The organism is Belnapia sp. AC561 (genome assembly GCF_979252845.1).
This window is the reverse complement of the sequence record NZ_CEEDBP010000024.1, coordinates 56,667-68,881: the sequence shown is the minus strand read 5'-3', so window position 1 is coordinate 68,881 and position 12,215 is coordinate 56,667. Positions and strand designations below refer to the sequence as shown.

Sequence of the window (12,215 nt, the reverse complement as noted above, 5' to 3'; positions counted from 1 at the left end):
GTGTCCGGCATGTGGCGCCATGCATGGGCCGGATGGCCGCGGATTGCAACCTCGGGCAAGGCCGCGCTACTGGGCGCAATGCCGAATCCCTGCCGTTTTCGCCCGCCCGCCCGGTGGCACCCTTGACCGTCCCCAGGCGCCAGCCTTGACCGTATCAGGCCGTTTCGCCTTGCTCTTCGCCGCGCAATTCGCCGCGGTGGGGGTGCTGATGCCCTTCCTGCCGGCGGTCCTGGCCGGGCATGGGCTGACACCGGGGCAAATTGCCGTGGTGCTGGCCACCGGCTCGGCCGTGCGCCTGCTGGCGGCGCCGGCGGTCGGCCGGGGGGCGGATGGCTTCGGCGATGCCCGCAGCATCCTGGTGCTGGCGGCGGCACTGGCGACCGGCACCGTCTCGGCCTTCGCCTGGGCGCCCTGGCTGGTACCGGCGGCCTCCGGCTATGCCGTGCTGATCCTGGCCGCCATGCTGCATGCCATGGTGAGCGCCCCGGTGGTGCCGCTTTCGGATACCCTTTGCCTCGGCGCCGCCCGCGGCCTGCGGTTCGACTATGGCCGGGTGCGCTCGGCGGGCTCGGCCAGCTATATCCTTGCCGCCATCCTGGCCGGGGCGGCGGTGCAATGGGCCGGGCCGGTGGCGGTCATCTGGCTGGCGGCCGGCGCCTTCCTGCTCACGGCGCTGGCGGCGCGCGGCCTGCCGGCCATGCCCGGCACCGGCGGCGGCCGCACCGGCTTCGCCGCCCCCTTCGCCGATCCGGCCTTCCGCTGCCTGCTGCCGCTCTCGGCGCTGATCCAGGGCAGCCATGCCCTCTACTACGGCTTCAGCACCCTGCACTGGACCGCCGCCGGCCTCTCGCCCTCGGTCATCGGCCTGCTCTGGGGCGAAGGCGTCGTGGTGGAGGTCGCGCTGTTCCTTTGGGGCCGGCCGCTGGCGGACCGGCTGGGCCCGGCCGGGCTGGCCGCGGTCGCGGCGCTGGCCGGGGTGCTGCGCTGGTCCGTGCTGGCCGAGACCACCTGGCTGCCGGCCCTGGCGGTGGTGCAATTGCTGCACGCGCTGACCTTCGGCTGCATGCACCTGGGCGCCATGCGGGTGCTGGGCGGGATGCCGCCGGGCCAGGCGGCGACGGCGCAGACGCTGCATGCCTCGCTCGGCGTCGGCCTCGCCTCCGGGTTGCTGACGCTGGGCTGCGGACCCCTGTATGCGGCCTTCGGCGGCGGCGGCTTCTGGGCGATGGCGGCATTGTGCGGGATGGCCCTGCCGCTGGCGGTACTGCTCCAGGCCGCGCTCAAACGGCGGCCCAGGCTGTCAATAGGCTGAAGCGGCAACGTGGCGGCAAGGCCACGCAGCGGGGCCGCACGGTTTTCCTCCCCGTTATCCACAGGCATCCCCGTAATCCACAGGGCTGCGGATGGGCTAGACTGGACTTCATGAACACCATGGACCCGTCCGCCCCCTATCTGGATGCCGGCGCCGGCCTGCTCGGCCTGTCGCAGCGCGTGCCGCCCTCCAACCTCCAGGCGGAACAGGCGCTGCTCGGCGCCCTGCTGGCCAACAACAAGGCCTACGAACGGGTCTCCGAATTCCTCGCCCCCGAACATTTCGCCGATGCGGTGAATGGCCGGATCTTCCGCGCCATCCAGCGCCGCTGCGAAGCGGGGCAGCTCGCCGACGTCGTCACCCTGCGTCCGGAATTCGAGCATTCCGGCCTGCTGGACGAGGTCGGCGGCCCGGCCTACCTGACCCAGCTGCTTTCGGCGATGATCGGCATCATCAATGCCGGCGAATACGGCCGCATGGTCCATGACAGCTGGCTGCGCCGCCAGCTGGTGGACGTGGGCGAGGAGGTGGTGAACCGCGCCTTCGGGGCCGAGCCCGAGCTCGATGCCAAGATGCAGCTCGAGGCCGCCGAGCAGCGGCTCTTCGACCTCGCCAAGGATGGGGGCTCGGAGGGCGGCTTCGTCACCTTCGAACGCGCCCTGACCGATGCGGTGCTGGCGGCGGAACGTGCCTTCTCCACCCCCGGCGGCGTCTCCGGCCTGTCCTCCGGCCTGCGGGACTTCGATTCCAAGACCGGTGGGCTGCATGGCTCGGATCTGCTGATCCTCGCCGGCCGCCCCGGCATGGGCAAGACCGCGCTGGCGACGAAAATCGCCTTCGGCGCCGCCCAGGCCTTGGTCCGGGAAGCGGACGAGAAGGGGGAGGGGGTCCAGCCGCGCGGCACCGTCGCCATCTTCTCGCTCGAGATGAGCGCCGACCAGCTCGCCACCCGACTGCTGTCGGAAGCCTCCCGCATCTCCGGCGACAAGATCCGCCGCGGCGACATCTCGCAGCGGGATTTCGACCGCTTCGTCGAGGTCAGCCGCGAGCTGGCCCGGCTGCCGCTGGTGATCGACGATACCCCGGCCATCACCATCTCCGCGCTGCGGACCCGCTGCCGCCGGCTGAAGCGGACGCGGGGGCTGGAATTCATCGTCGTGGACTACCTCCAGCTCATGCGTCCCGCCGCCGGCACCCGGCCGGAATCCCGCGTCCTGGAGATCTCCATGATTACCCAGGGGCTGAAGGCGATCGCCAAGGAGCTTTCGGTGCCGGTCATGGCGCTGTCCCAGCTCTCCCGCGCGGTCGAGCAGCGCGAGGACAAGCGGCCGCAGCTGTCCGATCTTCGCGAATCCGGCTCGATCGAGCAGGACGCCGACATGGTGATGTTCGTCTACCGGGACGACTACTACCTCAGCCAGCGCCAGCCCAAGCCGACCGGCTTCGAGGGGCGGGACGAAGCCGACCGGACATCCAAGTTCGACGAGGCCCATGCCCAGTGGCTGCGGGCGATGGAGGAGGCGCACAACAAGGCCGACCTCATCATCGCCAAGCAGCGGCATGGCCCGACCGGCACCATCCCGCTGTTCTTCGAGGCCGAGTTCACCCGCTTCGGCGACCTCGACCAGGCGCATGAGCCCCATGGCGGGTATTGAGGCCCGGCTCACCATCGACCTCGGCGCCATCGCCGCGAATTGGCGGCAACTGGCGGATGCCGCCCCCGGTCGCGTCGCCGGCGTGGTGAAGGCGGATGGCTACGGCCTGGGCGCCGCCCCGGTGGCCCGCGCCCTGCTGGCCGCCGGCTGCCGGGATTTCTTCGTCGCCCATCTGGCGGAGGGCATGGCGGTCCGCGCCGCGCTCGGCCCCGGACCGATGGTCGCGGTCCTCAACGGCTTCCCACCCGGCGCCGATGGCACGGCCGGGCTGGTCCCGGTGCTGAACGGCCTCGGCGACATCGCAGCGCGGACGGCGGCGGCCCGGGTCGCCGGGCGGGCGCTGCCGGCCATCCTGCATGTTGATACCGGCATGGCCCGGCTCGGGCTGGATGCCGGGGAGCTGGACCGGGTGGCCGCCGAGCCCGGCCTGCTCGCCGGCCTCGACCTGCTGTATGTGATGACCCATCTGGCCTGCGCCGATGAGCCGGAGCACCCGCTGAACGCCGCCCAGGCCGCCCGCTTCGCCGCGGCGCGGGCCCGGCTGCCCGCCATGCCCGCCAGCTTCGCCAATTCCTCCGGGCTTTTCCTCGGCCCGGCCTTCGGCAGCGACCTCGCCCGGCCGGGCTGCGCCCTCTATGGCATCAACCCCACGCCGGGGCGGCCGAACCCCATGCGGCAAACGGTAACGCTGGATGCCCCGATATTGCAGATCCGGGAAATCCCGGCCGGGGAAACAGTCGGTTACGGCGCCGGCTGGACCGCCCCCCGCCCCGGCCGGATTGCCACGGTTGCCGCCGGGTATGCGGATGGCTACCTTCGCAGCCTCTCGGGGCGGGCTGCCGGCATCATCGCCGGGCGGCCCGTGCCCCTGGTCGGCCGGGTATCCATGGATCTCATCACCTTCGACGTGACCGACGTGCCTGAACTGTCGCCTGGCGATTCCATCCGCCTCATCGGGCCAGACCTGATTGGGCCAGGGCAGACGCCGGACGATATCGCCGCCCGGGCCGGCACCATCGGCTACGAGATCCTGACCTCGCTTGGACAGCGCTACCGCCGCGAATACCGCGGCGCCTGATGGGGTCCGTCATCCTCGATCCCATGGCGGCGCTCGGCCGCATGGTCCTCGGCGCCTGCCGCACGGTGGGCGGCGTCGCGCTGTTTGCGCTGGAGGCGATCAGCCACCTCGTCCGCCCGCCCTTCTATGGCCGGCTGTTCTGGTCCGCCTTCCTCGAGGTCGCCTGGTTCTCCCTGCCGGTGGTGGCGCTGACCGCGGTCTTCACCGGCATGGTGCTGGCGCTGCAATCCTATACCGGCTTCGCCCGCTTCAATGCCCAGTCGGCGGTCGCCAGCGTGGTCGTCATCTCCCTGGTGCGGGAGCTCGGCCCGGTGCTGGCGGCGCTGATGGTCGCGGGGCGGATCGGCGCCAGCTTCGCCGCCGTCATCGGCACCATGCGCGTCACCGACCAGATCGATGCGCTGACCACCCTTTCGACCAACCCGATGAAATACCTGGTGGCGCCGCGGCTGCTGGCCGCCACCCTGGCGATGCCGCTGCTGGTGGTGGTCGCCGACGTGCTCGGCGTCATGGGCGGCTGGCTGATCGGCACCTTCAAGCTGGGCTTCGTCTCGGCCGCCTATCTGAAATCCACCTTCGACTTCCTCGAGACCGACGACGTCGTCTCCGGTTTGGTCAAGGCCGCGGTCTTCGGCTTCATCATCGCCCTGATGGGCACCTGGTGCGGCTACAAAAGCAAGGGCGGCGCCCAGGGCGTCGGCGGGGCGACGACCGCGGCGGTGGTCGCCAGCTCCATCCTCATCCTCGCACTGGACTATGTGCTGACCGAGATATTCTTCGCGCAATGAGCGGCTCCGCGACTCCGAAAATCCGCATGCGCGGCGTGAAGAAGTCTTTCGCCGGCAAGCAGGTGCTGGATGGCGTCGACCTCGACGTGGCGGCGGGGCAGGGGCTGGTCATCCTCGGCGGCTCCGGCTCCGGCAAGTCCGTCACCATCAAATGCATCCTCGGGCTGATCGAGCCCGACGAGGGCACGATCGAGATCGACGGCGTCGACGTCCTCAAGCTGCCGCGGCGGGAGCGGGAGGCGCTGGGCGACCGCATCGGCATGCTCTTCCAGAACGGCGCGCTCTTCGACAGCCTGCCGGTCTGGGAGAATGTCTGCTTCAAGCTGCTGGCGCAGAACCGCATCACCCGGGCCAAGGCGCGCGACAAGGCGGCCGAGGTGCTGGCCCAGGTCGGCCTCGCCGCGACGGTCGGCGACCTTTCCCCGGCCGAGCTCTCGGGCGGCATGCAGAAGCGGGTCGGCCTAGCGCGGGCCATCGCCGCCCAGCCCGACATCATCTTCTTCGACGAGCCGACGACCGGCCTCGACCCCATCATGGGCGCCGTCATCGACGGGCTGATCGTCGATTGCGTGCAGAAATTGGGCGCGACCGCGGTCTCCATCACCCACGACATGGCCAGCGCCCGGCGGATCGGCACCACCGCGGCCATGATCTACCACGGCCGCATCGTCTGGACCGGCCCGGCCGAAAGCCTCGGCCGCAGCGGCAATGCCATGGTGGATCAATTCGCCAATGGCGAGCGCGACGGGCCGATCCAGATGGAGCTTCGCAAGTAGGCGATTGGACAGGTGGCGTGCCTTCTGCGTTGGATCACCGCTCGAGGCGCCGCGAAGCAAGGCGCCCGGGGGAGGCCCACCGATGACACCGTCCGAGCGCGAGCGGGTGAAGACCGCCCTGCAATCCTACCTCACCGACAACAACATCACCGTGCATGACCTGGCCGCCCGGATGAAGGCCGCCGGGCGCAAGGTGGATGCCAAGGTGCTGCACCGCTTCCTCGACCGCGGCCTGCAGATCGACGACCAGATCATGGAAGTCTACCGCGGCTTCGTGGACACGCCCTCCTAGCCAGTTTTCCTCGCATTCCTGCCCGGCCACGGCGCATCCTTCCCGCGCTGGGCCGTGCCCCAGGGAATGCCCCAGGGTATTGGCCCCGCCAAAGCCAACACCTGGGAGGAACAAACCATGCACGATCTGACCCGCAGGGCGACGCTCGCCCTCGGCGCCGCGGCACTCGCCGCCCCCGCCTTCGGCCAAGGCGCCATCCCCCGCCGCGACATCGCCGCCCCCCGGCTGCCGCCGGAGCCCGGCGCCAGCCTCCGCATCATCCGCCCCGCCCGCTTCGTCGAGCCGGACGAGGTGATCTTCCGCCGCAATGCCCAGGCCTTCCAGGACCGCTTCAACATCCCCGTCCGGGTCGATTTCGTCGGCTGGGAGGATATCCGGCCGCAGACTGCGGTCACTGCCAATACCGGCAGCGGCCCGGACGTGGTCATCGGCTGGTCGGACGACCCGCATATCTATGCCGACAAGCTGATCGAGCTGACCGACGTCGCCGAATACCTCGGCGCCCGCTACGGCGGCTGGACCTTCCTGGCGCAGAAGTACGGCAAGAAGGACCGCTCGGAGACCTGGCTCGGCATCCCCTTCGGCGGCGGCATCGGCCCGGTCACCTATCGCCGTTCGGCCGTGCAGGCCGCCGGCTTCGATGCCATCCCGGAGGACCACGCGGGTTTCCTCAGGCTCTGCCAGGGGCTGAAGCGGAACAACAAGCCGGTCGGCTTCGCCCTCGGCAATGCGGTCGGCGACGGCAATGCCTTCGCCCAGTGGCTGGTCTGGTCGCATGGCGGGATGCTGGTGGATGAGGAGGGCAAGGTCGCCATAAACAGCCGCCAGACGGTGGATGCGCTGAACTACCTGCGGGAGCTCTATCCGACCTTCGTGAACGGCACGCTGTCCTGGCTCGATGTCTCGAACAACCGGGCCTTCTCCTCGCAGGACATCTTCCTCACCTCGAACGGCGTCTCGCTCTACTTCACCCTGAAGTCGGATCCCGCCACCCGCGCCATCGCCGAGGACACCGACCACGCCCCGATGCCGAAGGGCCTCGCCAGCGCCGCGCCGCATACCGCGACGGTGCTGAACGCCATGGTCTTCAAGCACACCCGCTACCCCAATGCCGCCAAGGCCTTCCTCACCTTCATGCTGGAGGCCGAACAGTACGACCCCTGGCTCACCGGCTGCATCGGCTACTGGGGCCAGTCGCTGAACGCCTACCGGCAGAGCGCGGTCTGGAATTCCGACCCGAAGCTCGCGGTCTTCGCCGATGCCATGAACAGCCCCTTCTGGAGCGGCTTCCGCGGCCCGATCAGCGTCGCCTCCGGCGCGGTCGCCGCCGACTACGTGCTGGTGCAGATGTGCGCCGCCGTCGCCTCCGGCCAGGCCACGCCGGAAGCCGCGGCGCGGGAGGCGGAACGGCGCGCGCGGCGACACTACCGGGCGTGAAAAGCGGGACGGGGCCGGCTTGACCCGGCCCCGTCCCGGGGTCCTAATATATCACTGAGGAGGATCCGTCATGGCATTGCAACTCACCCCGCTGCACCCGCTGTTCGCCGCCGAAGTGCAGGGCGTTGATCTCCGCCAGACCCCCGGCCCCGCACTCTGCGCCGAGATCGACCGGGCGATGGACCGCTACGCCGTCCTCGTCTTCCGCGACCAGCACCTGGACGACGACCAGCAGTTCGCCTTCGGCGAGGCGCTCGGCCCGCTCGAGCAGTCCCGCGGCGTGGTGGATGCCCACAAGATGCGGCTGAAGCACAAGCAGATGGCCGATATCTCCAACATCGACCTCGACGGCAAGCTGCTCGGCGCCGACGACCGCCGGCGCATGTTCAACCTCGGCAACCAGCTCTGGCATTCGGACAGCAGCTTCAAGGCGACGCCGGCCAAGTATTCCATGCTGCATGCCCGGCTGATCCCGCCCGAGGGCGGCGACACCGAATTCGCCGACATGCGCGCCGCTTGGGACGCGCTGCCCGCCAAGATGCAGGCCAAGGTGCGCGACATGGTGACGGAGCACAGCCTGATCTTCAGCCGCGGCCAGCTCGGCTTCACCGACTACACCGAGCAGGAGAGGATCGACTTCGCCCCGGTGCAGCAGCGCCTGGTGCGCTGGCATCCCGGCTCGCAGCGGCATTCCATCTACCTGTCGTCGCACATCGGCCGCATCCTCGGCTGGCCGGTTCCGGAGGCTATGGCGCTGATCCGCCAATTGCTCGAATTCGCAACGCAACGGCAGTTCGTCTACGCGCATCACTGGCAGCAGTGGGATCTGGTGATCTGGGACAACCGCAGCACGATGCATCGCGCCCGGCCCTATGAGGACCAGGCCTTTGCCCGCGACATGCGGCGCATCACCCTGACCGATGTCGCGCCGACGCTGGAGCAGCAGATGGCGGCCTGAGGCCGCGCCCGCCTAGTTATCGTTGCAGGGGCGGGTCCCCTGCGGCGGCTGCCCGGCGAAGAGGCCGGCCATCAACCGCTGCCGGGCCAGGGGAAGCCGGCCCGGCGCGATAAAGAGCGCGATATCCGCCGTCTCCGCTTGGCTCAGGCGAATGAGGCGAAGCAGCGCGCCCGCCGTCCCCGCCACCTGCGGCTCGCTCATGCCGACCAGCGGCTGGACCTCGTCACTGGGCATGCTATCTCCTTGGCTCGGCCCTATCTGCGGGATCAGAATGATCCGCCCGAGGAGCCGCGGCGACTTCGGGAAATTGCTTAGCGGAGGGCCTTCCCGAGAGGTGACATGGATACCCAGGATGGATAGCGCCGTCTCCGCTGCCTTGCCGGCATCCCGGGCCGGCAGCCTGCCCATGCCCGACCGTCCCGGCGCCTCCTTCCGCCTGCACCTCATCGGCATCCTGCTCGCCGCGCTGCTGCCGGCCTGCCTCGTCGGCTTCGTCGCCATCTGGCAGGAAATCCGGGCCACCCAGGCGGAGGCCCGGCGCAGCCTGGATGAATCGGCCCGCACCCTGGCGCTCACCGTCGATGCCGCCATCAATGCGCGCATCGGCTTGGCGGTCGCGCTGGCGGCGATGGCGGCCAATGGCGACGACCCGCCTGCCTTCGGCGACCAGCTCCGCGATGTCGCCGCCCGGCTCGGCGCCGGCGTCTTCGTCTATGGGCCGCCGCCGCAGATCCTGCCGCTGGCCAATACCGTGCAGCCACCCGGTTCGGCGCTGCTGCCGGTCGCGCCCGGCACCGGCCCGGCCGATGCCGTGCCGCGCGTCTTCGCCGAGGTGCGGCCGCAGGTCGGCCGGGCCTGGTTCGGCCCGCTGTCGAAGGCCTGGGTCGCCGCCGCCTTCGCCCCGGTGCTGCAGGGCGATGCCGTGGTGGCCGCCATGGCCGTCAGGCTCGACCTGCCGGAGTTGCGGGAATTGCTCAAGCGGCATGCGCTGCGCCCGGGCAGCGCGGCCATGGTGGTGGATTGTGCCGGCACCATCGTCGCCCGGTCGGATGCGCAGGCACCGGACGTCGGCGATGCGCTGCCGGACTGGATCAGGCGCGCCGGCCAGCCGGATGCGCCGCCGCCACCGGCCGGTGCGGCGGATGGCATGGTCGCCGTCACCCCGCTGGTCCAGGCGCGCGGCTGGGCCGTGGTCGTGCACGACCCGGCCGCCGCGAGCACGGCCTGGCGCCGCCCGGCGCCGCCGCTCGCGGCCGCCGCCATCTTCGGCATCGCCGCCGGGGCCTGGCTGGCGCTGCTGCTCGCCCGCCGCTGCCTGCAACCGGTCGAGGCGCTGACCCAGCGCGCCGCGGCCATTATTGCCGGCCTGCCGCCCGATCCGGCACCGCCGACCTCCGCGGTCCGGGAATTCGCCCTGCTCAGCACCTCCCTCACCGCCGCCCATGCGGCGCTGGAGCGGCAGGCGCTGGTAGCGCGGCAGGGCCAGGCACTGCTCGAAGCGGTCATCGAGGGCACGCCCGACGTACTGCACGTGAAGGGCCTCGATGGCCGCACCATCGTCGCCAATGCGGCGGCGGATGCCTTCTTCCAGGTGCCGCGCGGCGGGCTGGTCGGCCGGCGCTCCGTCGACCTGTCGCGGCCCGAGATCGCCGCCGTCGCCCGGGCGCATGATGCCCAGGTGCTGCGGGACGGCCGCACCTCGAGCGAGGAATACCGCATCGCCGACCCCCTGGAGCAGATCTACAAGGTCACCAAGGCGCCGCTGCGGAATGCGGCGGATGGCCGCATCGCCGGCATCATCATCCTGATCCAGGACGTGACCCGGCAGCGCCGGACGGAAGGCGAATTGCGCCGTGCCGAGGTGGAGATGCAGCGGCTCGGCCGCCGCGCCACCGCCGGCGCCATGGCCAGCGGCCTCGCGCATGAGCTGAACCAGCCGCTGACCGCGGCGACGAATTACCTGCGCGCCGCCGGCCGGCTGCTCGAAAGCGGCAACTCGGCGGACCGCCTGCCGGTGCTGCAGGAAGCGGTGCGCGCCGCCGCCGAGCAGACCTTGCGGGCTGGCGAGATCATCCGCCGGCTGCGCGACTTCGTCACCCGCCGCGACAGCGCCCCGGTGCCCGAGCCGGTCGTCGCGGTGATCGAGGAAGGGGTGCGCCTCGGCCTTGGCGTCCTGCAGCCGCCCGGCCTGCGGTTCCGGCTGAACCTGGCGGAGGACCTAGCCCCGATACGGGTCGACCGGGTGGCGCTGCAGCAGGTGCTGGTGAACCTGCTGCGCAACGCGGTCGAGGCGATGCAGGGCTGCGAGCGACAGGAACTGACCGTCTCCGCCGCGATGCGGGAGGAGGAGGGCCGCCGCTGGCTGGACATCCAGGTGGCGGATACCGGCATGGGCCTGCCGCGCGACGTGCTGGACCGGCTCTTCGAGCCCTTCGTCAGCACCAAGCCGGACGGCATGGGCGTCGGCCTGGCGATCTGCCGGCGGATCGCCGAGGCCCAGGGCGGCGCCATCACCGCGGCGGACGGCACCGAGCGCGGCACCGTCTTCACCGTCACCCTGCCGCTGCCTCCGCCCCAGCTTCCGCCCCAGCTCCTGCCCCAGCTCCTGCCCCAGCTCCTGCCCCCGGCACCGGGGACGGCCGCATGACGCCCATCGCCTCCCTCATGGCCGGCGGCCCGGCCGCGCCCATCCTCGTCCTCGTCGTCGACGATGATGCGGCGGTGCGGGATTCGCTGGCCCTGCTGCTGCGCGCGGCGGGCTATGCCTCGGCCGGCTTCGCCTCGGCGGAGGCCCTGCTGGCCGGGCTGCCGGCCGAGGCCCGGTGCCTCATCATCGACGTTCGGATGCCCGGCGGCATGGATGGCGTGGCGCTGGTGGAGGCGCTGCGCCGCCGCGGCAGCCTGATCCCGGCCATCCTGGTCAGCGGGCATGGCGACATCCCGCTGGCGGTCCGGGCGATGAAGGCCGGCGCGGTGGATTTCATCGAGAAGCCCTACGAGGATACCGCCATCCTCGGCGCCGTCGCCCAGGCGCTGCGCGGCCTGCCGCCGGCACCCGAGGCCAAGGCGCTCCGCCAGATCGCGCTGCTCTCCCCGCGGGAGCGGGAGGTGCTGGTCGGGCTCGTCGCCGGCAAGCCGAACAAGACCATCGCGCATGAGCTGGGCATCAGCCCACGCACGGTGGAGGTCCACCGGGCGCATGTGATGGACAAGCTCGGCGTCCGCAGTCTCTCGGCCGCGGTGCGGACGGCCTTGCTCGCCGGGCTCGGGACCTAACCCCCCGGCATCACCGCCGTCGCCGCCGCATCCACCTCCCGCCCGCGCCCGGCGCGGCGCATCACCTCCACCAGATGCGGCCGGATGCGGAGCTGGTGGCAATAGAGCGCCGCCGCCGCGGCCGGCAGGCTGCCGCCCCGCCCCAGCATGGCATCGCCCAGCTCCAGCAGCCGCAGGTTCGGCCAGGCCTTCTCGCGGATGCCGAGGATCGCCTGCAGCAGCCGGTCCGCCGGCACGTCCGGCCGCGCCTGGGCCAGGATCAGCGCCATCCCGGCGGTGGACCGCGAGATGCCGGCATGGCAATGCACCAGCAGCCGGGCGCCCGCCTCGGCCTGAATCGATTGGCCGAAGCGCAGGATCGATTCCGCATGGCCGGCATCCGGCACGATTTTCCCCGCCGTCGGCTCGATGATGTCGTCGAAGCGCAGCTCCAGCTTGGCATGCTCGCCGAAGCGGCCGAAGGCTTCCGGCTCCGGATGCCCGGGGTCGAGGATCGAGAGCACGTGGCTCACCCCCGTCTCGCAATGGCCGTGCAATTCCTCGATGCCGCAGACGCTGAGGGGGAAGGGGGCGATGCTCTGCATGGTTTCACCGGGTTGCCGGCTCGCAGGGTGCGCCGCCCGCCGCGCCTGGTCCAGGCTTG

12 protein-coding genes are annotated in these 12,215 nt (G+C 71.1%); 10 read left to right on the top strand and 2 right to left on the bottom strand.

Features of this window, described 5'->3' with window-relative positions; translation table 11 throughout:
• Positions 1-145 precede the first annotated feature (145 nt).
• The 8 genes from AC0IW9_RS19070 to AC0IW9_RS19035 all read left to right on the top strand — a co-directional run bounded on the left by AC0IW9_RS19070 (position 146) and on the right by AC0IW9_RS19035 (position 8,296).
• Positions 146-1,312: an MFS transporter gene (locus AC0IW9_RS19070; protein WP_471649876.1), complete on the top strand. Its 1,167-nt coding sequence runs from the start codon at positions 146-148 to the stop codon at positions 1,310-1,312.
• Between the two features lie 110 nt (positions 1,313-1,422).
• Positions 1,423-2,967 carry a replicative DNA helicase gene (locus tag AC0IW9_RS19065; RefSeq protein WP_471649875.1) on the top strand — a complete coding sequence of 515 codons (1,545 nt, stop codon included), beginning with the start codon at positions 1,423-1,425 and terminating at the stop codon, positions 2,965-2,967.
• The gene (gene alr, locus AC0IW9_RS19060) at positions 2,954-4,045 is read left to right on the top strand and encodes an alanine racemase (protein ID WP_471649874.1); all 1,092 of its coding nucleotides are present in this window, start codon (positions 2,954-2,956) and stop codon (positions 4,043-4,045) included. The genes AC0IW9_RS19065 and alr overlap by 14 nt, the downstream gene beginning before the upstream one ends.
• On the top strand, positions 4,045-4,833 hold the full coding sequence (locus AC0IW9_RS19055) for an MlaE family ABC transporter permease (RefSeq protein WP_471649873.1): 789 nt from the start codon (positions 4,045-4,047) through the stop codon (positions 4,831-4,833). Before alr ends, AC0IW9_RS19055 begins: the two co-directional genes overlap by 1 nt.
• Positions 4,830-5,609, top strand: coding sequence for an ABC transporter ATP-binding protein (locus tag AC0IW9_RS19050; RefSeq protein WP_471649872.1), 780 nt, complete (start codon positions 4,830-4,832; stop codon positions 5,607-5,609). The genes AC0IW9_RS19055 and AC0IW9_RS19050 overlap by 4 nt, the downstream gene beginning before the upstream one ends.
• 82 nt (positions 5,610-5,691) lie before the next feature.
• Positions 5,692-5,901 (top strand): hypothetical protein, encoded by a 210-nt coding sequence (locus AC0IW9_RS19045; RefSeq protein ID WP_471649871.1) that lies wholly within the window; start codon positions 5,692-5,694, stop codon positions 5,899-5,901.
• 117 nt (positions 5,902-6,018) lie between these two features.
• Positions 6,019-7,338, top strand: a complete 1,320-nt coding sequence (locus AC0IW9_RS19040) for an ABC transporter substrate-binding protein (RefSeq protein ID WP_471649870.1) — start codon at positions 6,019-6,021, stop codon at positions 7,336-7,338.
• Positions 7,339-7,408: 70 nt separating this feature from the next.
• On the top strand, positions 7,409-8,296 hold the full coding sequence (locus tag AC0IW9_RS19035; RefSeq protein ID WP_471649869.1) for a TauD/TfdA dioxygenase family protein: 888 nt from the start codon (positions 7,409-7,411) through the stop codon (positions 8,294-8,296).
• A 12-nt stretch (positions 8,297-8,308) separates the two neighbouring features.
• On the opposite strand, the gene AC0IW9_RS19030 is transcribed toward AC0IW9_RS19035, so the two are convergent.
• Positions 8,309-8,530, bottom strand: coding sequence for a hypothetical protein (locus tag AC0IW9_RS19030; RefSeq protein ID WP_471649868.1), 222 nt, complete (start codon positions 8,528-8,530; stop codon positions 8,309-8,311).
• Positions 8,531-8,702: 172 nt separating this feature from the next.
• On the opposite strand from AC0IW9_RS19030, the gene AC0IW9_RS19025 reads away from it, so the two are divergent.
• Positions 8,703-10,943: a sensor histidine kinase gene (locus tag AC0IW9_RS19025; protein WP_471649867.1), complete on the top strand. Its 2,241-nt coding sequence runs from the start codon at positions 8,703-8,705 to the stop codon at positions 10,941-10,943.
• Positions 10,940-11,572, top strand: a complete 633-nt coding sequence (locus tag AC0IW9_RS19020) for a response regulator transcription factor (protein ID WP_471649866.1) — start codon at positions 10,940-10,942, stop codon at positions 11,570-11,572. The genes AC0IW9_RS19025 and AC0IW9_RS19020 overlap by 4 nt, the downstream gene beginning before the upstream one ends.
• On the opposite strand, the gene AC0IW9_RS19015 is transcribed toward AC0IW9_RS19020, so the two are convergent.
• On the bottom strand, positions 11,569-12,156 hold the full coding sequence (locus AC0IW9_RS19015; protein WP_471649865.1) for a tyrosine phosphatase family protein: 588 nt from the start codon (positions 12,154-12,156) through the stop codon (positions 11,569-11,571). The two genes, AC0IW9_RS19020 and AC0IW9_RS19015, sit on opposite strands and share 4 nt — an antisense overlap.
• Positions 12,157-12,215: the final 59 nt, after the last annotated feature.

What these genes read in the sequence shown, in the direction of transcription:
- AC0IW9_RS19065 (WP_471649875.1), top strand. Translation starts at nt 1,423, where the DNA reads ATGAACACCATGGACCCGTCCGCCCCCTATCTGGATGCCGGCGCCGGC.
- alr (WP_471649874.1), top strand. Translation starts at nt 2,954, where the DNA reads ATGGCGGGTATTGAGGCCCGGCTCACCATCGACCTCGGCGCCATCGCC.
- AC0IW9_RS19045 (WP_471649871.1), top strand. Translation starts at nt 5,692, where the DNA reads ATGACACCGTCCGAGCGCGAGCGGGTGAAGACCGCCCTGCAATCCTAC.
- AC0IW9_RS19050 (WP_471649872.1), top strand. Translation starts at nt 4,830, where the DNA reads ATGAGCGGCTCCGCGACTCCGAAAATCCGCATGCGCGGCGTGAAGAAG.
- AC0IW9_RS19055 (WP_471649873.1), top strand. Translation starts at nt 4,045, where the DNA reads ATGGGGTCCGTCATCCTCGATCCCATGGCGGCGCTCGGCCGCATGGTC.
- AC0IW9_RS19025 (WP_471649867.1), top strand. Translation starts at nt 8,703, where the DNA reads ATGCCCGACCGTCCCGGCGCCTCCTTCCGCCTGCACCTCATCGGCATC.
- AC0IW9_RS19020 (WP_471649866.1), top strand. Translation starts at nt 10,940, where the DNA reads ATGACGCCCATCGCCTCCCTCATGGCCGGCGGCCCGGCCGCGCCCATC.
- AC0IW9_RS19035 (WP_471649869.1), top strand. Translation starts at nt 7,409, where the DNA reads ATGGCATTGCAACTCACCCCGCTGCACCCGCTGTTCGCCGCCGAAGTG.
- AC0IW9_RS19040 (WP_471649870.1), top strand. Translation starts at nt 6,019, where the DNA reads ATGCACGATCTGACCCGCAGGGCGACGCTCGCCCTCGGCGCCGCGGCA.
- AC0IW9_RS19030 (WP_471649868.1), bottom strand. Translation starts at nt 8,530, where the DNA reads ATGCCCAGTGACGAGGTCCAGCCGCTGGTCGGCATGAGCGAGCCGCAG.
- AC0IW9_RS19015 (WP_471649865.1), bottom strand. Translation starts at nt 12,156, where the DNA reads ATGCAGAGCATCGCCCCCTTCCCCCTCAGCGTCTGCGGCATCGAGGAA.